At 65.4% G+C, this 24,160-nt stretch carries 23 protein-coding genes and 2 pseudogenes; 13 read left to right on the top strand and 12 right to left on the bottom strand.

Features of this window, described 5'->3' with window-relative positions; translation table 11 throughout:
• The first annotated feature begins 321 nt into the window (after positions 1-321).
• The 6 genes and pseudogenes from F7O44_RS27505 to F7O44_RS29820 all read left to right on the top strand — a co-directional run bounded on the left by F7O44_RS27505 (position 322) and on the right by F7O44_RS29820 (position 4,315).
• The gene (locus F7O44_RS27505) at positions 322-639 is read left to right on the top strand and encodes a transposase (protein WP_162453523.1); all 318 of its coding nucleotides are present in this window, start codon (positions 322-324) and stop codon (positions 637-639) included.
• Positions 636-1,586 carry an integrase core domain-containing protein gene (locus tag F7O44_RS27500; protein ID WP_162453522.1) on the top strand — a complete coding sequence of 317 codons (951 nt, stop codon included), beginning with the start codon at positions 636-638 and terminating at the stop codon, positions 1,584-1,586. The genes F7O44_RS27505 and F7O44_RS27500 overlap by 4 nt, the downstream gene beginning before the upstream one ends.
• The gene (locus F7O44_RS27495) at positions 1,583-2,968 is read left to right on the top strand and encodes a replication initiator (protein ID WP_162453521.1); all 1,386 of its coding nucleotides are present in this window, start codon (positions 1,583-1,585) and stop codon (positions 2,966-2,968) included. The genes F7O44_RS27500 and F7O44_RS27495 overlap by 4 nt, the downstream gene beginning before the upstream one ends.
• Positions 2,928-3,095 (top strand): annotated as a pseudogene (locus tag F7O44_RS32385) (hypothetical protein); the annotation flags it as partial. The gene F7O44_RS27495 and the pseudogene F7O44_RS32385, both read left to right, overlap by 41 nt.
• Before the next feature lie 101 nt (positions 3,096-3,196).
• Positions 3,197-3,346: pseudogene (locus F7O44_RS32425) on the top strand (tyrosine-type recombinase/integrase); the annotation flags it as partial.
• Between the two features lie 270 nt (positions 3,347-3,616).
• Positions 3,617-4,315, top strand: a complete 699-nt coding sequence (locus F7O44_RS29820; protein WP_222851762.1) for a site-specific integrase — start codon at positions 3,617-3,619, stop codon at positions 4,313-4,315.
• A gap of 257 nt (positions 4,316-4,572) precedes the next feature.
• Here the strand turns inward: F7O44_RS29820 and F7O44_RS27480 are convergent, their stop codons facing one another.
• Positions 4,573-5,376, bottom strand: a complete 804-nt coding sequence (locus F7O44_RS27480) for a DeoR/GlpR family DNA-binding transcription regulator (RefSeq protein ID WP_174255998.1) — start codon at positions 5,374-5,376, stop codon at positions 4,573-4,575.
• Between the two features lie 112 nt (positions 5,377-5,488).
• Between F7O44_RS27480 and otnK the strand changes: the two genes are divergently transcribed.
• From otnK to aztD, 3 genes are all read left to right on the top strand, one after another.
• Positions 5,489-6,739 carry a 3-oxo-tetronate kinase gene (gene otnK / locus F7O44_RS27475; protein ID WP_187361667.1) on the top strand — a complete coding sequence of 417 codons (1,251 nt, stop codon included), beginning with the start codon at positions 5,489-5,491 and terminating at the stop codon, positions 6,737-6,739.
• Entirely contained in the window at positions 6,736-7,407 is a 672-nt protein-coding gene (locus tag F7O44_RS27470) for a class II aldolase/adducin family protein (RefSeq protein ID WP_162453518.1), read from the top strand. The genes otnK and F7O44_RS27470 overlap by 4 nt, the downstream gene beginning before the upstream one ends.
• A 312-nt stretch (positions 7,408-7,719) precedes the next feature.
• Positions 7,720-8,964 carry a zinc metallochaperone AztD gene (gene aztD / locus F7O44_RS27465; protein ID WP_162453517.1) on the top strand — a complete coding sequence of 415 codons (1,245 nt, stop codon included), beginning with the start codon at positions 7,720-7,722 and terminating at the stop codon, positions 8,962-8,964.
• Positions 8,965-9,197: 233 nt separating this feature from the next.
• Here aztD and F7O44_RS27460 read toward each other — a convergent pair whose 3' ends face one another.
• Positions 9,198-9,602, bottom strand: a complete 405-nt coding sequence (locus tag F7O44_RS27460; protein WP_222851761.1) for a MaoC family dehydratase — start codon at positions 9,600-9,602, stop codon at positions 9,198-9,200.
• 243 nt (positions 9,603-9,845) lie between these two features.
• Positions 9,846-10,067, bottom strand: coding sequence for a BldC family transcriptional regulator (locus F7O44_RS27455; protein WP_162453515.1), 222 nt, complete (start codon positions 10,065-10,067; stop codon positions 9,846-9,848).
• A gap of 373 nt (positions 10,068-10,440) precedes the next feature.
• On the opposite strand from F7O44_RS27455, the gene F7O44_RS27450 reads away from it, so the two are divergent.
• Positions 10,441-11,562: a Glu/Leu/Phe/Val dehydrogenase gene (locus F7O44_RS27450; RefSeq protein WP_162453514.1), complete on the top strand. Its 1,122-nt coding sequence runs from the start codon at positions 10,441-10,443 to the stop codon at positions 11,560-11,562.
• A 171-nt stretch (positions 11,563-11,733) separates the two neighbouring features.
• Positions 11,734-11,928, top strand: a complete 195-nt coding sequence (locus tag F7O44_RS27445; protein WP_162453513.1) for a DUF3073 domain-containing protein — start codon at positions 11,734-11,736, stop codon at positions 11,926-11,928.
• Positions 11,929-12,032: 104 nt separating this feature from the next.
• On the opposite strand, the gene purM is transcribed toward F7O44_RS27445, so the two are convergent.
• From purM to F7O44_RS27430, 3 genes are read right to left on the bottom strand one after another with little or no spacing between them, the layout of a single operon-like run.
• A complete protein-coding gene (purM, locus tag F7O44_RS27440; protein ID WP_162453512.1) occupies positions 12,033-13,100 on the bottom strand; it encodes a phosphoribosylformylglycinamidine cyclo-ligase in 1,068 nt (355 codons plus the stop codon).
• Positions 13,097-14,557, bottom strand: a complete 1,461-nt coding sequence (gene purF / locus F7O44_RS27435) for an amidophosphoribosyltransferase (protein ID WP_162453511.1) — start codon at positions 14,555-14,557, stop codon at positions 13,097-13,099. Before purF ends, purM begins: the two co-directional genes overlap by 4 nt.
• A gap of 26 nt (positions 14,558-14,583) precedes the next feature.
• The gene (locus F7O44_RS27430) at positions 14,584-16,068 is read right to left on the bottom strand and encodes a DEAD/DEAH box helicase (RefSeq protein WP_162453510.1); all 1,485 of its coding nucleotides are present in this window, start codon (positions 16,066-16,068) and stop codon (positions 14,584-14,586) included.
• Between the two features lie 4 nt (positions 16,069-16,072).
• Between F7O44_RS27430 and F7O44_RS27425 the strand changes: the two genes are divergently transcribed.
• Positions 16,073-16,270 carry a hypothetical protein gene (locus F7O44_RS27425; protein WP_162453509.1) on the top strand — a complete coding sequence of 66 codons (198 nt, stop codon included), beginning with the start codon at positions 16,073-16,075 and terminating at the stop codon, positions 16,268-16,270.
• A gap of 53 nt (positions 16,271-16,323) precedes the next feature.
• Here the strand turns inward: F7O44_RS27425 and F7O44_RS27420 are convergent, their stop codons facing one another.
• Both F7O44_RS27420 and F7O44_RS27415 read right to left on the bottom strand, forming a co-directional pair.
• Complete coding sequence (locus tag F7O44_RS27420) at positions 16,324-16,884, bottom strand: DUF1697 domain-containing protein (RefSeq protein ID WP_162453508.1); 561 nt, start codon at positions 16,882-16,884, stop codon at positions 16,324-16,326.
• Positions 16,884-18,218: a M20/M25/M40 family metallo-hydrolase gene (locus F7O44_RS27415; protein WP_162453507.1), complete on the bottom strand. Its 1,335-nt coding sequence runs from the start codon at positions 18,216-18,218 to the stop codon at positions 16,884-16,886. The genes F7O44_RS27420 and F7O44_RS27415 overlap by 1 nt, the downstream gene beginning before the upstream one ends.
• A 264-nt stretch (positions 18,219-18,482) precedes the next feature.
• Here F7O44_RS27415 and F7O44_RS27410 point away from each other — a divergent pair, with 264 nt between their 5' ends.
• On the top strand, positions 18,483-19,868 hold the full coding sequence (locus F7O44_RS27410) for an APC family permease (protein ID WP_222851760.1): 1,386 nt from the start codon (positions 18,483-18,485) through the stop codon (positions 19,866-19,868).
• Here the strand turns inward: F7O44_RS27410 and F7O44_RS27405 are convergent.
• The 4 genes from F7O44_RS27405 to F7O44_RS27390 form a co-directional block, all read right to left on the bottom strand.
• Positions 19,841-21,799: an ExeM/NucH family extracellular endonuclease gene (locus tag F7O44_RS27405; RefSeq protein WP_162453505.1), complete on the bottom strand. Its 1,959-nt coding sequence runs from the start codon at positions 21,797-21,799 to the stop codon at positions 19,841-19,843. The genes F7O44_RS27410 and F7O44_RS27405 overlap by 28 nt on opposite strands.
• A gap of 27 nt (positions 21,800-21,826) precedes the next feature.
• Positions 21,827-22,000: an LPXTG cell wall anchor domain-containing protein gene (locus F7O44_RS27400; RefSeq protein WP_162453504.1), complete on the bottom strand. Its 174-nt coding sequence runs from the start codon at positions 21,998-22,000 to the stop codon at positions 21,827-21,829.
• A 156-nt stretch (positions 22,001-22,156) separates the two neighbouring features.
• Entirely contained in the window at positions 22,157-23,209 is a 1,053-nt protein-coding gene (locus F7O44_RS27395; RefSeq protein ID WP_162453503.1) for an Rv2578c family radical SAM protein, read from the bottom strand.
• A 54-nt stretch (positions 23,210-23,263) separates the two neighbouring features.
• Positions 23,264-24,055, bottom strand: coding sequence for a sterol carrier family protein (locus tag F7O44_RS27390; protein WP_162453502.1), 792 nt, complete (start codon positions 24,053-24,055; stop codon positions 23,264-23,266).
• Positions 24,056-24,160: the final 105 nt, after the last annotated feature.

The raw sequence follows: 24,160 nt of genomic DNA, 5'->3' as shown, positions 1-24,160 counted from the left end.
ACCACCAGCCGGGCCGCTTCCTCACGGAACTCAGGCGTGAACTTCCCGTTCTTTCTAGCCACGAAATCCTCTCCTCTCCAAACAGAACCCTATGGGCTCCGCAGTCCGGAAAGTAGGGAGCACCCCAGTGGCACCGGGCCGCTTCCTCACGGAACTCAGGCGTGAACTTCCCGTTCTTTCTAGCCACGAAATCCTCTCCTCTCCAAACAGAACCCTATGGGCTCCGCAGTCCGGAAAGTAGGGAGCACCCCAGTGGCACCTTGTCGCGCGTCAGACTTTGTGGCAGGGCTGTTGTGTCAGTCTGAGTGAGGAGTCTGAGTTATGGGTAGGCCGCCATCGGTTCCGCCGGAGAAGAAGACCCGGATCGTGTTGAGCGTGTTGGCCGGTGAGATCACGATTGCGGAGGCGGCGCGTCGGGAGAAGGTGTCTGAGCAGTCGATCGGTCGGTGGAAGGCGGAGTTCCTAGAGGCTGGCAAGACCGCGTTGACGGCTGGGCGGTCTGGTCCGTCGAGCCGTGAGGAGCAGTTGGAGGCAGAGGTTGCCGAGCTGACCCAGGCTCTGGGTGAGGCCGCGGTGGAGGTCCGGGTGTGGAAGAAGTCTGCTGAGTCCCGGTTGGGCCCTTCGAGGACCTCGAGGTGATCAGGATCGACGCAGGCATGTCGACCTCGCGGTGGTGCAAGCTGTTCGACGTGCCAGAACGGACCTGGCGGCGCTGGCAGGCCAAAGCCCGCGCTGGCCGGAAGCAGAAAGGGCCGTGGCCCCGGCCGGCCCGGGACGCGGCCACCGAGTGGGTGCGCCAGCATGCGTTAGCGCATCCGGCGTGGGGACACCGCAAGATCTGGGCCATGGTCCGCCACGACGGACACGTCGTGTCCCAGGCCACCGTATTGCGGGCGTTGCGTGATGAAGGCCTGCTCCTTCCCGCTCATTACCAGCGTGAACGCCGCAAACTTGCTGAGCGCCGCAAGGCCGCTTTCGCTGAGACGCCGACCGCACCGAACCAGGTGTGGCAACTGGACTTTTCCGAGTTTGAAACCACCACAGGCGGGACGTGGCGCATCGCCGGATGCCGGGACTACTACTCGAAGTACGAGCACCCATGGCACGTGTCACCCACGGCGAACCAGCACGACGCGATCGCCGCTGTCGAGCTCGCGCTGGCCGACTACGAGGCCCTGTTCGGCCACCCGCTGGCCGATCTGTGCCAGGTCAACGAACAGACTGGCGAACTGCTGCCGATGGTGACGATCGTGACCGACAACGGGGGCCCGTTCCGCTCGTTCGCGTTCGAAGCGTTCATCGCTACACATCCCGAACTGGCCCACGTCAGAACCCGGGTTCGGACTCCTGAGCAGAACGGCTCCCGCGAGCGCGGGTTCGGAACCCTGAAGTACGAACGGCTCTACATCGACGAGATCGACGACGCGATCATGCTCGCCAAACGGGCCGAGGACTACCGCGTCGAGTACAACGAGACCCGCCCCCACGAGGCCATCGCCTGGAACCGGCCGAAGGAGGTGCACCAGGGCCTAGCCGACCCCACCATCCCCAACTTCGATCGAGAAGAAATCTTGCCAACTACTTGACGCGGGACAACCTCACCCAAGAACCCACCACCGACACCGACACCGACACCGACACCGACACCGACACCGACACCGACACCGACACCGACACCGACGAGAGCCAAGATGACGACGAGGGGCAAGGCGAGGGCGACGGCGATGGGGCGGGGGAAGGTGCGCGTCGTGTGCGCTCCACTCGTCGCCGCGATGACGCCGATGACTTGCCACGTCCGCCGAAGCAGCACACGACCCTGGGACGGGTGTTCGACACACCGGAGGGGAAGATCTACAGGCCGTCGATGTTCCTCACGTTGACGATGCCGTCCTACGGGCGGGTAACCCGTGAAGGCGTCCCGGTCCATCCGGGCTCGTATGACTACCGGCGGGCGGCGTTGGATGCGCTGCACTTCCCAAAACTGATCGACCGGTTCTGGCAGAACCTACGCCGCGCCACCGGGGTCCCGGTGCAGTACTTCGCCACCGTCGAACCACAACGCCGCCTCGCCCCGCATCTGCATGCCGCCGTACGGGGGACGTTCCCGCGTGCGCTGGTCCGGCAAGTGGTGGCCGCGACCTACCACCAACTGTGGTGGCCCTCGTTCGATGAGGCGGCCTACGTGGATCGGCTGCCGGTGTGGGACGAGCACACAGGCGGCTACTGCGACTCAGACACGGGCGAGCTGCTGCCGACCTGGGATGAAGCCCTCGACCAGCTCGACGCCGACCCTGACGCGGAACCGGCGCATGTGGTCCGGTTCGGTACCCAGATCGACATGCAAGGCATCCTCGCTGGGACTCCTGCGGCTGACCGCCGCGTCGGCTACCTCACCAAATACCTCACCAAGAACATCTCCGACGACCTCAACGACGATGGCGAAGTCTCGGCGGCCCGGCAAGCACACATTGACCGGATCGCCGAAGAGGTTCGTTGGCTGCCGTGTGCGCCGACGTGTGCGAACTGGCTCCGCTTCGGTGTCCAGCCCAAGAACACCCGCCCCGGGCTGGTGCCGGGGTTGTGCCGCTCCAAAGCGCATGACCGTGACCATCTCGGTCTCGGTGGGCGCCGGGTCCTGGTCTCGCGTAAATGGACCGGTAAGACGCTGACCGAGCATAAGGCCGACCGTTCCGCCATCGTCCGGACCGTCCTCGAAGACGCCGGCATCGACATGGACGACCACGGCGAGTTTTCGGCAACCGCCACCCGGGCAGACGGACACCCCCGTTACCTCTGGTCACCCGTCAAACCCGGCGACACCGACGCGCCCTCGTACCTGCGGCTCATCGCCCACGCCATCACCCGACGACAACGATGGCGCGAGCAATACGAGCAGGCGAAACAACGCGCCGGACCACCCGCACCAAATCTTTCGGCAACTATCCCCGGAGCCGCCACAGCGGCGTAGTCATGAAAGATGTGATGACCTTGGAACGCCTACTCACCGTGGTCGAGGCAGCCGAACTGCTGGCCCCCCCCCCCGATTCCCACGGCGGCTGATCGCTGAACGTCGAATCCGGTTCGTCAAGCTCGGTCACCACGTGCGGATTCCGTCATCGGCCCTCGCCGAGTACATCGCCGCCGTCACGGTCGAACCCGTCGAGGTCAAGTGGCGTGCTGGCCGGGCGGTCGCCTGATGGCGCGGCGTCGGTTCGGCATGGTGCGCAGGCTGCCGTCGGGGCGCTATCAGGCCTCTTTCATCGGCCCGAACTGCCGCCGACAGTACGCACCGGACACGTTTCGCACGAAGACCGATGCTGACCGCTGGCTAGCGCGTGTAGAGGCGGACATTAGCCGTGGTCAGTGGCTGGATGAACAACTGGGGCGGCAGACACTCGGCGAGTACGCCGAAGCGTACCTAAATGACAACCCCGACGTTGGCCCTCGCTGGGCCGAGACGTGTCGGCGAAACATGCGTCTACACATGGACTCGCTGCTTGATCTCCCATTGATCGCAATCACTCCGCCGGTTGTGCGTTCCTGGTACGCCAAAGCTCTCAGGGGTACGGGTGGCCGTACCTCCATTGCGCAGTCCTACCGATTCCTGCGCGCAGTCATGAACGCTGCCGTCCGAGATGACGCGATCGCACGTAACCCCTGCCAGATCCCGGGCGCAGGCAGCACCAAAGCAAAGGAGCGCAACATCGCGACCCCTGAACAGGTAGCCGACCTGATCAGGGGCATCACGCCCCGCTATCGGGCCGCCGTCGTCCTCGCGGCGTGGTGTGGTCTTCGACGTGGCGAGGTATGTAGCTTGCGCTGCGAGGACGTCAACCTCGACAAGGGCACCGTGTGGGTGCGGACGAACCGCGTTGAACTACTCGAATCCACCGCCGCGTTCGACAAAGAACCCAAGACCGAGGCAGGCAAGCGCGAGATCTCCGTGCCTCCTCACGTGCTGGTGTTTCTGATTGAGCACGCGAAGGAGTGGGCCGGAACCGAGTACTTCTTTGTCGGCCGGGACGGTGCGCGCATGCGGGGCAACGCCGTCTATCAAGCCTTCGTCCGTGTACGCAAGAAGGTCGGCGTCGACATCGCCTTTCACGATCTGCGCCACACGGGTCAGAGCCTAGCCGCTGCGGCCGGTGCGACTCTCGCAGACCTGAAGAAGCGGCTCGGACACTCGTCCTCCGCTGCGGCGAATCGCTACCTTCACGCACTCGATGGGCGGGACGCCGAGGTAGCGAAGGCGCTCAGCGACCTGGCGGCACGATCCAGTGAGGTCCGGTCGCCTGCACGGGACGAACGAGGATAGAGGAGTCCTCATGTTGCACGCTCGCTGCACGGGACGAACGAGGATAGAGGAGTCCTCATGTTGCACGCTCGCTGCACGCGTCGTCGCTGGGACCCGTTTGACCAGGCCTTTTGCCTACGCCTGAAAAGCGGAAGGTCGCCGGATCGATGCCGGCCCTGTCCACCGTCAACACGGCCCTGGCCCGCGGAAACGCAGGCCGGGGCCGCTTGATGTCTGGGCCCGCCGGAGGTTCCTTCTCGGGCCCGGCCGGGTTCTCCTCAGCGCTCAGCTGATCCGTCGCCAGAAGCGACGACGAGATCGATACCCCGATCGCGGATACCGTCGGCAGCGGCGGCGGTAAGTCCCGCGTCGGTAATGACCCGGGTGAAGTCCTCCAGCCAAGCAACCCGATGAAGGCTGAACGTCCCGAACTTCGAGCTGCCGGCGACCAGCACCGATGTCGAAGCCACCGCCATCGCCGCCTGCTTCACGATCACCTTGTCCTCCGCGGGCGTCGTTGTCCCTCGGGCCAGATCCCAAGAACTACAACTGATCAGCGACAGGTCGATACTCACGCCCCGCAGTGTGGCCGCGGCAAGCCGGCCCACGGACGACCGGTTGCGATGGTCAACCCGACCACCAAGGTGGAACAGGTTGATATCAGTGCCGACCAGCGCGGCGAGCGCGATGAAGTCGTTGGTCAGCACAGTCAGTCCGCGAAATCGGTCCAGCAGCGGCACCACTTGCTGCAGCGTGGTCCCCGCGTCGAGGTAGACCGTCATGTCGTCCCGGATCATCTCGGCCGCCGATGCCGCCATCGCCGCCTTCTCCGCGCGATCGACGATCGACTTGTCCACGTAGCTCGGCTCCGCGCGGACCTCGCTGGCGATACGCGCCCCACCCGGCACCGAGTACGCCCTTCCCTCACGCTCCAGCGCCACGATGTCGCGCCGCACCGTCATATGGGAGACGCCCAGCATCTCCGTGAGCTGACGCACGCTCAGGACGGTATGCAGACCGAGCAGCGAGAACAGCTGCTCTCGTCGCTGTTCCGGGATCAACGGAGCCTGAGGTTGCGGCATCAACGACCTTCACGCGTCATCTCTGGCTTCCCATCCATCGGCAACGCACATGACGTTATGATCTGCTCACAATACCGTCAAGTATCTTCACATCAATTCACACGAGGTGATCATGACGCTCGGCGCCGTCGCCGATGATCTGACCGGCGCGATCGACCTGGCGACCAACCTCGCCAACCGCGGTTTCCGGACAATAGTCACCATCGGCGTCCCCACCTCAGAACCTCGCCCTGATACCGACGCGATAGTGGCCGCCCTGAAAACCCGCGCCATCGACCCCGACGACGCGGTCGCCGACAGCCTGCATGCCGTTGACGCTTTGAAGCGTCTGGGCTGCCGTCGCTTCTACGTCAAGTACTGCTCCACGTTCGACTCCACCGCAAGGGGGAACATCGGCCCGATCAGCGAGGCGGTCTGCGCGCGGACCGGAGCGGGTTCCGCGGTTGTGGTCCCGGCCTTCCCGGCAGCCGGCCGAACCGTCTACCAGGGGCGTCTCTTCGTGCACGACAAGCTGCTACACGAGAGCCACATGAAGGACCACCCGCTGAATCCGATGCGGGAGTCCGACGTGATCAGCCTCCTGCAAGAGCAGAGTTCCCGGCCGGTCGGGGCGGTGCGCCACGCCACCGTGCACGCTGGACCCGCGCGAATCCGGGCCGCCCTCGATGCCGAGACCGCTTCGGGCGCCTGCCTCGTCGTAGTTGACGCCGTCACGAACGACGATCTGGAGTCCATCGCCCGCGCCACCGACAACGACGTGGTCGTCACGGGTGGCTCCGGCCTCGCCACCGGACTCATCGGACCACATATCGACGATCCACGGAACGTACGCTCATCCGGCCAGGCGGGCCCGCCGCGCGCGATCATCATCGGCAGTGTCTCCGAAACCAGCCGCACGCAAACCGAACATGCCCGAACGCACCTACCCTGGCGTGAACTCGACGTCACCGCAGTTCTCAACCAGCCGGAACGGCATGTAGCCGCCGTCGCCGATTGGGCACAAGAACAATGGAACAACGAGCCAGCGCGCCCCGTCCTCGTCTCCTCCGGCCAGGTACACAGCCATGATCCGCGGGTCAGCGGCGTGGTCGAGCAGGCCAACGCGGCGCTCGCCGTCGAGCTGGCTCGCCGGGGTGCCCGCCAGTTCATCATCGGCGGCGGCGAGACATCCGGGGCGGTCGTCAATGCGCTCGGCATCCGGCAGCTCGCGATTGGTCCCGAACTGGCCCCCGGCGTGGCGTGGTCGTCCGGTCCCGCCGGGCCCGACAGCCCCGTCGGCGACGCCACTTACGACGTCGTGCTCAAGTCGGGCAACTTCGGCGACCCTGATCTTTTCACTGCCGCCTGGGACCAGATCACATGACCAACGACGAATCCCCGAGTCCGCGGACACAACCGTCGGCGCCTGCCGCGATCGTCCAGGCTGGCCACCATCTCAGCAGCCTCGGGCTGAGCCGAGGCACCGCGGGCAACGTCAGCATGCGCGAGGGCGACTTGATCACCATCTCGCCCACCGGGGCCGTGCTCGGCAACCTCGCGCCACAGGAACTCGCCGTGCTCACCATGGACGGAGCTCATGTCGCAGGTCCGCGACCTTCCAAGGAGTATCCGCTTCACCTGGCTCTGTATCGGCGCGACCCTGAGGCACGGGCCGTAGTTCACCTGCATTCCCGCCACGCCGCAGCGGTCTCCTGCCTGCCACCGTGGTCGGCCAGCAGCGCCCTGCCGCCGATCACACCCTATTTCGTGATGCGGGTGGGGCAGACACCTCTGATCCCCTACGCTCCGCCCGGCGACCCGGTACAAGCCGAAGGCATAGAGAACTTGGGGTTTGCCTTTCGCGCCGTGCTGCTACAGAACCATGGGCCAGTAACAGCGGGAACAAGCATGGCAGCCGCCATCGACGCCGCTACCGAGCTCGAAGAGGCGTGCGCGATCATCCTCGCGCTCGGTGACCAAGACCCGGTTCCGTTGTCCGCGCAAGCCACAGCCGATCTTTCTCGACGCTACGGGTCGCCCTGGTCGTCCTGAACGCGCGCTTCGCTCAGCCCTCACCACCAAGACAACCGGGAGACCCGCGACGACACCCACCGGAATGACGACGATGGCCTCCAGCCATGGCATGGCTCCACCCAGGAAGACTCCAGCCAGCATCAGCCAATCAGAGCCACTCATGCCTGATCATCCGCCACGTCGGGCCCGCTGTCGCGTGTTGCCCATCTCGTTACTGTACCGTCCAGACGGTACATATCGATGCCGCTTGTCCAGCCGGGCCAGCATGTCGAAATCCACGGCAGCGCCCGCTTTTTGCTAATGAGCATTATTCTCATCTATCTTGTCGGCATGGTTATTTCCGACTCCAGACTCAGACGCTGGGCCGTGCCCATGGGCGTCTTGACCGGCATGCTCCTCGCCGGTTGCGCCGGCACCGACGACTCATCGACCACCGCTGCCGACACCGACGAACATCCGGAAGAGAGCAGCAACCTGGTCGAGGCGCCCACTCCGCGACTGGTCGCCACCTACGACGGCGGCGTGCTCGTCCTCGATGCCGAGACCCTGGACGTCGTCGATGACATCGCACTCGACGGTTTCAACCGCCTCAATCCAGCGGGCGACGGCCGGCACGTCCTCATCTCCACGGCAGCGGCATTTCGCGCACTAGACACCGGTGTATGGACGGAGCAAGACGGCGAACAGCGGCATTACGCCGAGGAGCCCGCGCTCACCGACATCGAGTTCGATACCGAACGCCCCGGGCACGTCGTGAGCCACGCGGGCAAGACGGTCCTCTTCAGCGACGGCACCGGTCAGATCGAGATCTTCGAGACTTATGCTCTGGATGGCACCAAGCCAGACACCGAAATCGTCATGGCGGAGGACCCCCATCATGGCGTGGCCGTCGAGCTCGAGAACGGGGGGCTCCTGGTCACCCTCGGCACCGAGGAGAGTCGCACCGGCGTCAAGGTGCTCGACGCAGAGCGGGACGAGATCACCCGCAACGAGGACTGTCCTGGCGTGCATGGCGAAGCCATGGCCGCCGACGAAGCGATCGTGATCGGTTGTCAGGACGGCGTACTCGTCTACCACGACGGAACCATCACCAAGATCGACAGCCCGGACGAGTACGGACGGATCGGCAACCAAGCAGGCTCGGAAGAGTCGAGTGTCGTCCTGGGCGACTACAAGGTGGACCCCGATGCCGATCTCGAACGCCCCGAGCGGATCTCCTTGATCGACACCACCACCAACACGCTGGAGCTCGTTGACCTGGACGCCAGCTACACGTTCCGGTCACTGGCCCGCGGGCCAGCCGGAGAGGCGCTGATCCTGGGCACTGACGGCGCCATTCATGTCGTTGACCCGGATTCCGCCGAAGTCGTCAGCACTATCCCCGTGATCGGCGAGTGGGAAGAGCCGATGGACTGGCAGCAGCCGCGGCCCACCATCTTCGTCCAAGGCGACATCGCCTACGTCACGGACCCGTCGACCGATGAGCTCCACGCCGTGGATCTCTCCGCCGGCACCATCGTCAACAGCGCCGAACTACCAGCGACGCCCAACGAACTGACCGGCGTGTCCGGCTGACCCCAACACTTGATGATCATGAACACTTCTCGACCACTACGGTTCCGAAGTGTTCATGATCATCAGGTGCGGGTCGCCGGGTCGCGGGCTCCGGCCCTTGAGACCTCAGGCGCCGCTGTAACCCTCACTTCTTCACCGGCTGCGCGGTCCGAGCAAAAGCAGGCCGAGAAGGTCAAAGCCACGAGCACCGAGCAAGAGCCGTGGCGCTTGGTGTCACAGCCGCAGGCAGGAGCTCATCCGAGTTCGCCGAGCGGGACCGTATAAGTCTGCGCGGTACCGTCGAGCACGATTACGCCGTCTCCACGGCTCACGGTAGTCCTGAGCGTTGCGACAGGCTTGTCGGTGCGGACGTCCAGCACCTCGACCATGCCGGTGATCTCGTCTCCGGGCCGGACCGGGGCCAGGTAACTCCATTCGGTCTTCAAGAACACCGTGCCCGGCCCGGGCAAGTCCTCAGCGACGACGGCGTTGAGGATTCCTGACGTGATGCCACCCTGGACGATGATCCCGCCGAATCGGCTAGCCGTGGCCGCGGCTTCGTCATAGTGCAGCGGGTTGTAGTCACCGGTGATCTGACTGAAGCGCTCGATGTCTTCCGCGCTGACCGTCCGGCTTCGGCTGGCGCTCGCACCAACCATCGGGGCACCACGTGGCCAGATAGACATGTCACACCCCCGCCGGCTGAAGGTGGGAACTTGTTTCGAGATTATCACCATTGAAGGCGGACACCGAGATATGCCCAAGCCCGGAAAGAGGCGATTCTGCGACCGAATGTCCACGGCGTCGCAGCGCGGTTTACATCGCCCTGACTAGAAGAAAAGCCCCAGCCAGCAGGCAAACACTGGCCGGGGCTGTCTCTTTCAGTGTTGTTCAACTCACCCCTAGAGGCTGAGGTCGACCTCGCTGCGCTGACCCGGAACCTGACCGCTCAGCAGGGTCCTGACCTCGGACTCGCGGTATCGCCGATGCCCCCCGAGGGTGCGGATCGACTCGAGCTTGCCCGCCTTCGCCCACCTAGTGACCGTCTTGGGGTCAACCCGGAACATAGCCGCCACCTCGGCAGGAGTGAGGAGGGCCTCGGCTTCCTGTGTCTTGGTCGCCATCGTCACTTTCCTTCCTCACGTGACGGGACCGTCCCGCCACATCAAGAGTTATTTCATCCTTCAGACCATCTTCCACGGGAGAGCCTTACGGCTCGACCCGAACCGACCATTCGGATGATTTTCTGACCATTCGGATGATGCCATGCACGGAGCACGCAAGCCTACGCAGGCTTCGCATATGCCGCAATCAGGCCAAATCACCCCAGAGTGACACGCCCTGACGTCGACTCCATCCGAGATCAACATAGCTCCCAACGTGGGCACGCGTGGGCGTTTTCGCCAAATCGGTGCGAAAACTCTGACCGATAGAGTGATACCTGACACCCATCGACGCTTGCCTACCCTGCAGGCACGAAGGAGAAAGGTCACCACCATGACCGAGGCGTCGCCTCTCGTATTCGGCCGCACCGACGGCTCAGACCCCCGCTCAGGCCACGAACAGGTGGTCTTCTGCCACGACCGCCCCAGCGGGCTTCGGGCGATCATCGCGATCCATTCAACAGCGCTCGGCCCGGCTCTCGGCGGCACCCGCTTCTATCCGTACGAGTCCGAAGCAGCCGCGCTCGACGACGTGCTTCACCTCTCTCAGGGCATGACGTACAAGAACGCGCTGGCCGGGCTCGACCACGGCGGCGGCAAAGCCGTGATCATCGGAGACCCCAGCGAACTGAAGTCAGAGCGGCTCCTGCGCGCCTATGGGCGGTTCGTCGCCTCTCTCGGCGGCCGCTACATCACCGCCTGCGACGTCGGCACCTACGTCGCGGACATGGACCTCGTCGCGCGCGAGTGCCCGCCTGGACGCACGTGGGTGACCGGCCGCTCTTCCGCCGAGGGCGGCGCTGGAGACTCCAGTGTGCTGACCTCGTTCGGGGTCTTCCAAGGGATGCGCGCCTGCGCCGAGCGGCTGTGGGGCGAACCGACCCTGGCCGGGCGCAGAGTCGGCATCTCCGGCGTCGGCAAGGTAGGCGCGAAGCTGGCCGGTCTCCTGCTCGACGACGGCGCCCAGGTGGTTGTCACGGACGTGTCAGAAACGGCGGTCGCCAAGGTGCGCTCAGCCCACCCACAAGTGGATGTCGTGCCTTCTACCGAGCACCTCCTCGAATCCGGCATCGACATCTACTCGCCGTGCGCACTTGGCGGTGCGCTCACCGACGATGTCGCCGCCGTGCTGTCCAAGGGCGGCGTGCGCGCGGTCTGTGGCGGAGCCAACAACCAACTGGATCACCCGGGTGTCGAGAACCTCTTGGACGAATCCGGAATTCTGTACGCACCCGACTACGTCGTGAACTCCGGCGGTGTGATCCAAGTGGCCGATGAGCTCCACGGCTTCTCGTTCGAGAGGGCTGAGAACAAGGCCGCGATGATCTTCGAAACGACCCGCAAGATCTTCGCGCTGGCCGCTTCCGAGGGCGTCCCTCCGGCCGTGGCGGCAGATCGCATCGCGGAACATCGCATCGAGGAGATCAGCCGCCTACATGCCATCTACCTGGGCTAACGGTCGCTTCTCAGCCCGCGGCCCGTACGCTGTGAGAAATAAGTCGACACCGGATGAGACGGAACAGGGTCGGACCCTGTACCGTTAGACCTACGAGCAGATGTCATCCGAAGGAAACGTGGGCGTCCGGCTATTCTGGTCGCCCCGGTTTTGTGCGAGGGGGTCGACCCTATGGGGCGCGGCCGGGCCAAGGCCAAGCAGACGAAGGTCGCCCGTCGGCTTAAGTACCAGACCCTGGACACGGACTTCGACGCTTTACAGCGCGAATTACGTGGCGAGGAGGGTACCGACGAGCAGTCCGACGACTACGAGGCTGACTACTATGGAAACGACGACGGCGACGAACCACGTCGCCGCGTAGGGTAGTCATACTTCGGTACATGCCGAAACAACCGGTGCTGCCGGGCCGCCTCGCGCGGTGCGGCAGCACCGTCGGCGTGTGCTGTTGCTGATGTGACTACGTGTGCTGACTAACCGGTGTAGGCGCCGACCAGTTCGGCGTCACCGGTACCGTTCACGACCTCGCCGGCGATCCACGCCGGCACGTCTCTTTCGGTCAACCGCTGGACCGCGGAGTCGGCGTCTCCTGGCGCCACAACAGCCACCATGCCCACGCCCATGTTCAAGGTGCGCTCCAGCTCACGCTCGGCTACCGATCCGAGTTCAGAGACGAGCCGGAAGATCGGCGCGGGTGTCCAAGTGGAGCGGTCTATGCGAGCTGACACGTTCTCCGGCAGCACTCGAGCCAGATTGGCCGCCAGCCCACCACCTGTGACGTGCGACATCGCATGGACCTCGACTGAACGAGCCAGATCGAGGCAGTCGAGAGCGTAGACCCGGGTAGGCTCCAGCAACTCTTCGCCCAATGTGCGGCTCAGCTCCGGAACTTGTCTGTCCAACGACCAGCCGGCTGTTTCGAACATGACGTGGCGCACGAGCGAATAGCCGTTCGAATGCAGCCCCGAGGACGCCATCGCCACCAACACGTCGCCCGGCCGCACCAGATGTGGTCCAAGCAGCTTGTCTGCCTCCACAACGCCCGTAGCGGCTCCGGCGACGTCGTACTCGTCCGGTCCCAGCAGCCCGGGGTGTTCGGCCGTCTCACCGCCGCTGAGGGTGCAGCCCGCGGCCACGCACGCCTGGGCAATGCCTTTGACCACCGCTGCGATGCGTTCCGGCACGACTCTGCCGCAGGCGATGTAGTCGGTCATGAACAGCGGCTCGGCGCCGCAGACGACGAGGTCGTCCACGACCATACCCACCAGGTCGAACCCGATGGTGTCGTGAACGTCCATGCGCTGGGCGATAGCCACCTTGGTGCCGACTCCGTCGGTACTCGTGGCTAGCAACGGCCGCCGGTAGGACTTCAGGGCGCTCGCGTCGAACAACCCGGCGAACCCGCCGAGCTCACCGTAGGTCTCGGCGCGACGGGTCTTGGCGACCCACTCCTTCATCAGCTCGACCGCGCGGTCGCCGGCCTCGATATCGACACCGGCGGCGGCATACGTGGCACCGGGAGGCACCGGGGAACTGGTCATGCCGTCACCTTATCGAGCACGTTCTTGCCAGGTGTCCGAGGCGGCTCGATCGGGTAGATGCCGTCGAAACATGCCCGGCACAAGGCTGGTTTGGGAACCGTGGTCGCTTCGATCAAGGCGTCGAGATCGACGTAGCCGAGCGAATCGGCGCCGATGGACACGCAGATCTGATCGGTGGACATCTCATTGGCGAGCAGTTCGGAGCGCGAGGCGAAGTCGATGCCGTAGAAGCACGGCCACTTCACCGGCGGGCTCGAGATCCGCACATGAATCTCCTTGGCGCCGGCCTCACGCAGCATCTGGACCAACGCCCGCTGCGTATTGCCGCGCACGATGGAGTCGTCGACAACGACCAGCCGTTTGCCGTTCACGATCTCGCGCAGCGGATTGAGTTTGAGCCGGATGCCCAGCTGGCGCAGTGTCTGAGATGGCTGGATGAACGTCCGGCCGACATATGAGTTCTTGACCAGTCCCACGCCGTAGGGGATACCCGACTCTTCGGCGTACCCGACCGCGGCCGGAGTTCCTGATTCCGGAACCGGGATCACGAGATCGGCGTCCACCGGATGCTCACGCGCCAGCCTGCGGCCGATCTCGACCCTGGTCTGGTGCACGGATCGGCCGGAGATCTGGGTGTCCGGGCGTGCCAGATAGACGAACTCGAAAAGGCAGCCCTTGCGCTCGGCTACCGCGAACCGGCGCGAGCGTACACCTTGAGCGTCGATCACGATGAGCTCGCCGGGCTCGACCTCACGCACGAACGCCGCGCCGACGATATCCAAGGCGGCGGTCTCACTGGCGACCACCCAACCGTGTTCCAGGCGACCCAGCACAAGGGGCCGTACACCCTGCGGATCCCGGGCGGCGTAAAGGGCTGACTCGTCGCAGAACACCAACGAGAACGCCCCACGCACCTGAGCGAAGACCTCGGCGGCGCTTTCCTCCAGCGTATGCCCAGGGTAGGAGCCGAGAAGCGCCGTGATCAACGCGGTGTCGGTGGTGTTGCCGTAGCGGAGCTCTCCGACGTCCGAGCCGGCCCGGTTCCGGACGAGCTCGAACAGTTCCTCGGAGTTGGTGAGGTTGCCGTTGTGCCCCAGCGCGACCGTTCCGGCCGGGGTGGCGCCCAGTGTGGGCTGGGCGTTCTGCCACTCGTTGGCACCTGTGGTCGAGTAACGCGCGTGCCCCACCGCGACGTGACCGACCAGGGTGTTCAGCGTGGTCTCGTCGAAGACCTGACTGACCAGTCCCATGTCCTTGTAGACCAGGACGTTGTCGCCGTTGCCTACAGCGATACCGGCCGCCTCCTGGCCTCGATGCTGCAGAGCATAGAGCCCGAAGTAGGTGAGCTTCGCCACGTCTTCATCCGGCGCCCACACGCCGAATACGCCACACGCGTCCTTCGGACCTTGGTCCTGAGGGTCGAGTTCTTGCGTCAGCTGTCCATCCCCGCGCGCCACATACTTGAGTGTACGTCCCCGGAGGGCTATCTGCGTCGACGCTGGGGAGGTCGGCCCGAACGGTTGCCGTACCCGCTTCGTCCCGGTGCCCACCGAGGCGGCTTACCGCCCTGGCGAGAACCCCTGTCTCCACTGCTCGGAGCCGGTGCAGGCATCTCAGGCGCGTCGGCGAGGCTCTCGATGGTCATCGGACCGCTGGCGACCATCCTGGCATCGACATTCTTGGCCTCGACCCCGGCACGCCGGAAGAGATCACCCAAGTCCCGCGCCTGTCCTGGCGTGGCCATCGTGACCACCGCGCCGGAAGCGCCGGCCCGGGCAGTACGCCCGGAGCGGTGCAAATACGCCTTCGCCTCGCCGGCCGGATCGAAATGTACGACCAGGCCCACGCCGTCGACGTGGATGCCACGGGCGGCGACGTCCGTCGCCACAACTACCTGAGCCCGCCCACTCTTGAAACGATCGAGATTACGCTCACGCACCCGCTGCGACAGGTCCCCGTGCAAATCGACCGCCGGTACGCCGGCCTCCTCGAGGTCCGCGGCAAGCCGCGTCGCCCCGCCCTTGGTGCGGGTGAACACGATGCTGCGCGGGTTCTCCCGGAGTAGCGCCATCGTCACGTCGATCTTGCGGCCGGCGCCGACGACGAGCACGTGGTGATCCATGGTGGTGACCGAGCCGACGTCCGGGTCTACCTCATGCCGAGCCGGATCGCTCAGGTGACGGCGGACAAGACGGTCGACGTCTCCGTCCAGGGTCGCCGAGAGCAGCAGCCGCTGCCCTCCCTCGGGGGTCTTGCTGAGGAGATCGTCCACGACGGGGAAGAAGCCGAGGTCGCACAGGTGGTCGGCTTCATCGAGAGTGACGATCTGGATGTCGTCGAGGCGGCATGCTCCACGGCGGACGAGGTCGTCGAGCCGGCCAGGTGTAGCGACCACGATGTCGGCGCCGCGCTCGAGCCGACGGATCTGGCGGTCGTAAGGGGAGCCACCGTAGACGGTGACCATACGCAGCTGCAGAGCTTCGGCGAGCGGTTCGAGAGCAGTGACAACCTGCCCGGCCAGCTCACGTGTCGGCACCACGATCAGCGCCCGGGGATGATTGGGGCGGCTCTTGGATCCGGCCAGTTTGGCCAGGATCGGCAAGCCGAAGGCCAGCGTCTTGCCAGAGCCGGTCTGGGCGCGTCCGAGCACGTCACGCCCGGCCATCGCATCGGGAATCACGGCAGCCTGAACCAGAGTGGGCTGCGAGATGCCGTCGACACCGAGGATCTTCACGACCCGCTCCGGGACGGCCATCTCCGAGAAGGCCGATGTGGCGGGGTCGAATGCTTCGATGGCCGCTCTGCGTGCGGGGTCGAGGCCGCGTCGCTCACGCGGCGGGCCGCCGGCCCGGCGCTTGCGCGGGTCGGCGCCGCGGCGAGGGTTGAACGGGCGGCCGTCACGGCGGGTGTGCTGATGGCCGTGCCGGCCTGAACGGTCGGAGGACAGACTGGCTTGATCGAATGTCACGGGCATGCTCCAGCTGACTGAGCTGTCGGGCGCACCCTTGCGCGCGCCGCAGGGTGCGGTGCACGACGAGCCACTGGGTGCGGGCACCCGACTTCGCGCGACGTTCCACCGTCGGCTGAACACATCTGGCGATTTCACTATCGACGCGTTCACAACCCGGGCACTGAAACGGCCGAGTCAACGTGGACTCGGCCGCGGCTAATGTCGAGTATAGACCATGAACGCCGTGCCGCCTGCATGCGGACGGGCGCAAGATCACGAGCTCAGTTCGATCAGCTTACGTACCGTCCGCAGGTTGCGCGTGGTCATCGTCGGACCGCGGCGCGCGAGCAGTTGGTCGGCCAGCTTGCTCCGGCCCAGGCCATCCGGGCAGTGCACGTAGAGAACCGTGCCGTGGACCCGCATTTCGTCGTCGCCGGATTCGATCGAATTCCAGCCGTGCACGGTCGCGGCATCGAGTTCCGCGCCTAGGAAGCCGAACAGCAGCTTCGACGGGTCGGCGTCAGGAAACGGGTTGGCCGCGACGGCCTCCGTCAACTCCGCGTGCGAGCGCACCATCACGGTGATCCGCAAGCCTGCCTCGGACTCGATCCGTCGTTCTATCTCGGTGGCCAACGCGTTGTTCGGCTGGCCAGGCGTGACATCGTCCGTTGCCCCGGCCCGCGCCGTGAAGGCGACGTTGCCGCTGTTGATGTACGTCGAGACCTCGGTGTGCCCGAGGCCGGCGACCCACGAGCGCAGGTCCGCCATGGCCACTTTGTTCTTGCCGCCGACGTTGATGCCCCGCAGCAGCGCTACGTAGCGATCTCCGGCCATCAGCGGTCCGCGAGACGTCGCAGGAATAGAGCCTCGGCCAGGCACACCTTGGCGAACTGGTCGATATGCAGACTTTCGTCTACCCCATGCGCCCGGGAGTCCGGGTCTTCCACCCCGGTGACCAGCACCGGCGCGTCAGGAAAGGCCTCCTCGAACTCAGCGATGAACGGGATGGATCCGCCCATACCGATCTGAACCGGTTCCACACCGAATGCTTCCGTCAACGCGTCCACCGCTGCCTGGTAAGCAGGTGATGTCGTGTCCAGTACGCACGGCGCCCCCGTTGGGCCGTCTGTGACGGTGACCTCGGCGCCGAACTCGACGTGGCTGGTCAGGTGCTCTCGCAGCGCGTCCAGGGCATGGCGGGGATTCTGTCCGGGCGCGAGCCGGAGACTGATCTTGGCTCGGGCGCGGTGGATGAGGATATTGGCGGACTCCGCCACCGAGGGCGCGTCGATGCCGATCACCGAGAGAGCGGGTTTGGCCCACAGGCGATCGGCCAGGGAACCCGTCCCGGCCAGTTCGACGCCCTCCAACAGGCTGGACTCGGCGCGGAATCGATCGACGGGATAGTCGACATCGGCCGCCTGGCTGGAGACCAGCCCCTCGATCGCCACATCACCGCTGGAATCGTGCAGGGTCGCGAGCAGCCGGCACAAGCACGTGAGCGCGTCGACCACGGGGCCGCCGAAGATTCCGGAATGGACCGCGTGCTCGAGCACCCGCAGCTCGACCTCGCAGTCCACCAGGCCACGCAGGCTCGTGGTGAGCGCGGGTACGTCGGTACTCCAGTTCACCGAATCGGCCACCACGATGACGTCGGCACTCAACCGATCGCGGTATGTCTCGAGGAATGCGGAGAAGGTGGGCGAGCCGATCTCCTCCTCACCCTCGACGAACAACGTCACCCCAACCGGCGGCGCACCGCCGAACGCACGCAGAGCCGCGATGTGCGCCATGACACCGGCTTTGTCATCCGCCGCGCCCCGCCCGAAGATGCGGCCGTCGCGCTCGCTCGGCTCGAACGGTGGGCTACTCCACTCGTGCGGGTTTCCCGTGGGCTGCACATCGTGATGTGCGTAGAGAAGAACGGTCGGCGCGCCAGCCGGCGCTGGCCATCGCGCCACCACAGCCGGCTGGCCACCCGGCACGGAGAGGATCTCCGTCTCCTTGGCTCCCGCCCCCCTGGCCAGGTCAGCCACAGCCTCGGCGCTCGCCTGCACGGCGTCGGCGGCGGCCGGATCGGCACTGACACTACGGATGCGGACCAGCCGCTCCAGATCGGCGCGGACGGATGGGAACAAACTCTCTACTGCTTCGCGTACGTCGCTCACACGAGGCACTCTAATGCTCTGGTTCAAGACACCGAAGGCCCGATGTGATTGAGAACCCGCGTGAACGAGCAGTCGCCGGCTGGCGCGCTTGCTGATCCGGCGAAGGTTCAGGAACAGGTTCTAAGGTTGCAGCGGCAACCAACTGCGCAGGAGTCTCAGCCGATGGATGACCACGCAGACAGTACAGCGCCATCCCCACAACCTGGCCCGGACGCCGATAGACCGCGACTGTCCAGGACGTTCCGGCCAAGCTGGATCTGGGCCGTGGCACTCGGCTCGGCTGTCGGTTGGGGCGCCTTCGTCCTCCCGGCCGACTGGATGCGGACCGCCGGTCCCCTCGGAGCTATCCTCGGCTTTCTGATCGGCGGCCTGCTCATGCTGGTGATCGCCACCAGTTATGGCACGCTCATTCGTGCTCTGCCGGTATCCGGCGGCGAGTTCGCCTACACACTCTCCGCGTTCGGACGCAACCATGCCGTGCTCTGCGGGTGGTTCCTCACCCTGGGATACGTCTGCATCGTCGCGCTCAATGCCTCCGCTCTGGCCCTGCTGGCCAGGTATGTCCTGCCGGAGGTGGCCGAACGTGCCCTGTTGTACGAGGTCGCCGGCTGGGAGGTCTACCTGGGTGAGGTGCTGATCGCCAGTGCCGCGCTTGTGGTGTTCGCGGTGCTGAACGTGCGCGGCACCACCCTTTCCGGACGACTACAACTGATCTTCTGCCTGGTCATGGTGACTGGTGTCGCCGCCTTGCTGGTTGGCGTCCTCATCCATCCCGACGGCAGCTTCGGCCGCGTCGACCCGCTCTTCGCGGTGGACTCCGCGCCGTGGGTGGCAGTGCTCGCGATCGTCGCGATCGCCCCCTGGGCTTACGTCGGGTTCGACAATGTTCCACAGGCAGCCGAGGAGTTCGCGTTCTCGCCGCGGAAGGCATTCCGGCTGATCGTCTTCGCCATCCTCGCCGCCGCATTGCTCTATTCCGCGATGATCCTGGTCACGGCAGCCGCGACATCGTGGACGGACCTGGTGGCCGAAGATCCCCTCTGGGGCACCGGCGACGCGGTGTCCGATCTGTTCGGCGGAGCTGGCACCACGCTGCTAGCTGTGTCGGTCTCGATGGGAATTTGCACCGGTCTCAACGGCTTCTACATCGCCGCCAGCCGCTTGCTGTTCGCCATGGGGCGCGGCCGGATGATCCCGAGCGCGTTCGCGAGGCTCAATCCGCGTGCCCGCACACCGTCTACCGGAATCGCGTTCGTCTGCGCCATCTGCCTGATCGCGCCCTGGTTCGGACGGGAAGCCCTGTTGTGGGTGGTGGACATGTCGGCCGTCGGCGTGACAATCGCCTACACCTACACGTGTGTGGTCGCCTACCGCATGTTCCACTGGTCCGGCAGCCTCCGCGGCGGCGGTGCGGAACAGCTGGGCACACCGGCGAAGAAGCTGCTGAGCCTGCTAGGTGCGGTGATCGGGTGTTCGTTCCTCGCCCTACTTCTGGTGCCGGCTTCTCCGGCCGCCCTGGGAGCGGAATCACTGATCGCGCTCGGGGTGTGGATCGTCATCGGCCTGATCATCTTCATGCTTCGACGCCGGGAGAACGCCAAGCTCACCGATGAGGAACTCGACTACCTGGTCCTCGATCGGGGCCCCTGAACACCGTCTGGGGGCCCCACCCCCACGATGATCGGGTCATGATCACTGGAGCGCCACACTGTGCCCGCCTCGAAGAGGTCGCTGGCGAAGTAGTTGCGCCTGGAGTACTCCATCAGCACGGACTCGACCGAGTTGATATCCCAGACGTCGACGCCACGGATGAGATCGGCCTCGACGACCGGAGCGCTAGCCAGAACGTGATCCAGTGAGCCGATCCGGCCGTCGAACACGTAACTGGCCCCGCCGTGGAATTCGGAGTTCAGATTCGTGTATCCGGCCGCCTCGAACACCTCCATCGGATCCTCACGGGTGTAGGCGTTGAAGTCGCCGATCAGAAACACGTCCTCGACACCGGTATCGGCAGCCAGCTCGCCGGCGAAATCCGTCAGGGCATGGGCTTGGGCGACGCGGTCGTCGTTGTGACAGCCCTGTGGGGTGGCGGGCGGGCAGTCGCCTCCCTTGGACTTGAAATGGTTGACGATGCCGATGAACGAGTAGCCCGTGGCGGTGACAGTGAACTGTTGCGCCAGCGGTTCCCGGGCGTTGTGGAAGGCGGGATCGTCCACCAGCACGACAGAATCGCCGACTGGCTCGATCGTGTCATCACGATAGATGAACGCGTTGCGGATCACGTCTTGGCTGGATACAGCCGGCATCCGGGCTGGCGTCGCGACATACGCCCAGGTACCTGGCTCGTCGACGTTCAGCGCATCGACCAGGGCCGCCACCGCGACGTCGGGGTCCTGCCCGAAACGGGCTGAGTTCTCGATCTCTTGCAACGCCACGACGTCGGCACCCAGCGCATTGATCGCGGTGACGATCTTCGCTTCCTGATGGGCGAGATTTGCCTCGTCCCAGGCGCCCCGCGCCAGGCAGCCGCCCCGGACGGTGAGCGGGTTGCCGTCACGGTCCGTATACGGCGTGCATCCGTCAATGTGAATGCCGAGCGTGGTGAAGTAGTTGAGCACGTTGAAGCTCGCTATCACGACGTCACCCCCGACGTCGGCCGGCACCGCGCTGTATTCCCTCGTGTTTCCCTGGTCGAAGAGCACCACGTCCGACGCCTCACCGTTGACCGGGCGCCTCGGCTGGAAGTTCCACTGCTCGAACCGGTAGTCGAATATCACGTCGTCGACGAACGTGAGCTCGGTGCCTGTGCGGACGGGGGTGGAGAGGGTGAGATACGGCACATGCTGATCGGGCGCGGTTCGGTGGGACCGGCCGTCGTCGAGGGTCACCGCCCGTTCTTGGTTGTCGGCGACAGCGGCGTCGTACTCGGCAGTGCCCGGCCGGGCGACGTCGGTTTCCTGCACCAACGGTCCGCCGTAGCCCAGGCCAATGGAGCCGAACGCGTTGTCTCCCCAGCCGCCGAGGCCGAATATGTCGGAGACGACGTATCCGTCGGTGGGCCGGACCAGCATGCTCTGGAACGCATGACGGCGCTCTTCCGCGGCAGGCAGCTCGAACGGCACCGCCTTCACCGCCTCGGCCGGCTCGTCGCTGACGGCGAGGCCGGGCTCGTCGACCACGATCTCGGTCAAGCCGTGGTACTGGACGACGTCTCCTGTGACCTGTACGTAGTCGTCGATCTCGATGTCTTGAGCCGTTGACGGCGAGTAGACGAATACGGCATCCGACGCGGTTCGATCCGCCAGGTCGGTGTCGCCGCCGCTACCCGGTGTCTGAATGTAGTAGCCGTCGAACCCACCGTATGGATAGACGGCCGTGACCACCCCGGAGGTGGTGACAGTCTCGCCTTCGAGCGGGGAGGAAGAGCCCTCACCCTGAATCTCGGAAATCGAGTGCGTATCGTCAAACGTTTGTGGTTCGTCGCCGCTGAACACCGGGACGACGACGAACCACGCTGCTCCCACAACTCCGGCCGCCGCGACCGCGACCACCGGCCATACCACCCGGTTAGACGTGGCCATTCGCGCGGCGGACCGGTAGAACCGGGTCTACTTCCGCCGGGACAGGGCGTACAGACCGCCACCCAGACCGAGCACGACGATGGCGCCGATGATCCAGGGCAGCGGAGACGAACCGGTGTCCGGCAGCGGGCCGCCAGCATTCGCAGCAGCCGGACCGGCTACCAATCCGACACCAGCGACGCCGAAGGCGGCGGAGAGCATAAGACGACGTGTACGCCTGACCAGACGCATCGGAAACCTCCAACGAGAAACGAACCGTGAATCAGATCTTGTCACGCTACCCCGTGCCCTGGACAGCCGCGTTCGAGGGACGATTTCGCCGGATCAGATCGCCCCTGCTGCTCCGGCTGGTCCGGATCAGTAGAGGCGTAACTGACCGGCGACCGGCGTCGCGGAGAGTTGTTCGTCCACCCGCGCCGGTCGAGTTCCGCGGAAGCCGGCCGCGGCCGTGACCGTGCGTCGACGATCCAGGTCGTGGCGCTGCAGGATGGGTCTCAGCCGGGCGCTGAGCTCTTCTTTGTAACCCGCGGGCACATACGCGCCGCGGCCATAAAGCTGCTGATAGCGGGGCACCAAAGCGGGGTGTTCGTCCTGGAGCCATCGCATGAACCACTGACGAGCACCCGGGCGTAGATGCAGCGGGATCATGGTGACTCGGCTGGCTCCCGCCGCGGCAAGGCGGCTGACGATCTCGTCGAGTTGCTCAGCGGAGTCCGTCAGCCACGGCAAGACGGGAGCCAACAAGACTGAACAGTGGAATCCCGCCTCACGGATGGCACGAACCAGAGACATACGCGCGCGGGGCGACGGGATTCCAGGTTCGACACTCTGGTGCAGCTGATCGTCGAGGATGGCGATGGACACCGCCAGTCCGACCTCGACTGTGGCCGACGCATCGACCAGCAACGGAAGGTCACGCTTGAGCAGCGGGCCCTTGGTCAGGATGGAGAACGGCGTTCCGGATCCGGCCAGCGCACGGATGATGCCCGGCATCAGCTTGTAGCGCCCCTCGGCCCGTTGATACGGGTCGGTATTGGTACCCAGCGCCACGTGATCGCGCGACCACGACTTCCGGGCTACCTCACGGGCCAGCAACTCAGGCGCGTTGACCTTCACGACGATCTCTGAGTCGAAGTCTCGTCCGGCGTCGAAGTCGAGCCATTCGTGAGTACGGCGGGCGAAGCAATACCGGCATGAATGGGTGCATCCGCGGTACGGGTTGACCGTCCAGCGGAACGGCACGTCAGAGCTGGCGGGTACCTCGTTGAGGACGCTACGGGCCAACACCTCGTGGAAGGTGACGCCGGCGAAGTCGGGCGTGGTGACGCTGCGCACCAAGCCGGGTATGCGTTGCAGACCAGGCAGTGCGCCGTCGGCTTCGATCTCGAGCGATTGCGTCTCCCATCGCATACTTCATTCGAACATATGTTCCCCGATATGCCAAGTGTCCTGGCCGGCTCGCCACTAGAACACGGGAAGATGCGCACTGAGATCCGCACGCTCACCACTGGCAGCAACGCGCCCCGACTCCACCTCCGTCCCCCAGGTGGACCTCCCTGCCGCCAGCCGGATCCAGGTCAACGGCTCCATCTCGACGACGTTCGGTGGCGTGCCCCGGGTGTGACGGGGCCCTTCGACACATTGGACCGCCGCATGCGGCGGCACCCGGACCTCGACCGTGCGCCCTGGGGCCCGCTCGGCGAGTATGCCCAACAGAGCCCGCACGGCCAGCCGCTGGGCGTCGCGCGGCAGAACCGCGGCCCGAGCGGTGGGCAGCGAGCGGGTGAAGTCGTCCGCATGCACGACGATTTCGATCACTCTCGTCAGCAGGAAGTCGCCGAGGCGAATCGGCCCCCGCCTGGCCAGCACCACCTGGTCCGACAAACCGACCTCCTGGACACGACTGACCGCCGCACCGAACCGCTCGTCTATGACCGCCAGGATTTCGCTCGGCCCCCGGCCCACCTTGTCACCTATGGCACGGGTCATGTCCGCAACGGATTCCGCGGCGGCTTCGTATCCACTGACATACCCGCCGATAGTCTTGGGATTTTCACCACGCGGGGCAACAGACAGGGCGTCGATCGAATCGGCGACCATACCGATGTGGGCGGCCAGATCCGCCATCGTCCACCCCGGCAGCTCGCTCGCGCGAGCCCACTCCGGCTCAGGCAGCCGCTCGAGCCAGCCACGTAATGCCTCATGCCCGGCCTGGTACGCGTCCCAGGCTTTACCGGGGTCGATTCGTTTCACCACGGCAATACGCTAACGGTCCAGCGCACGAGGAGCCCCGCCCGCCCGGCCATCCCGTGCAACCACGAGAGGCACGCACCTTGACTATTGGTCGGGATTTGCCGACCA

The sequence above is a fragment of the Phytoactinopolyspora mesophila genome, from assembly GCF_010122465.1.
GTDB lineage: Bacteria > Actinomycetota > Actinomycetes > Jiangellales > Jiangellaceae > Phytoactinopolyspora > Phytoactinopolyspora mesophila.
The sequence above is the reverse complement of the archived record's forward strand: the minus strand, read 5'-3'. Positions and strand labels throughout refer to the sequence as shown.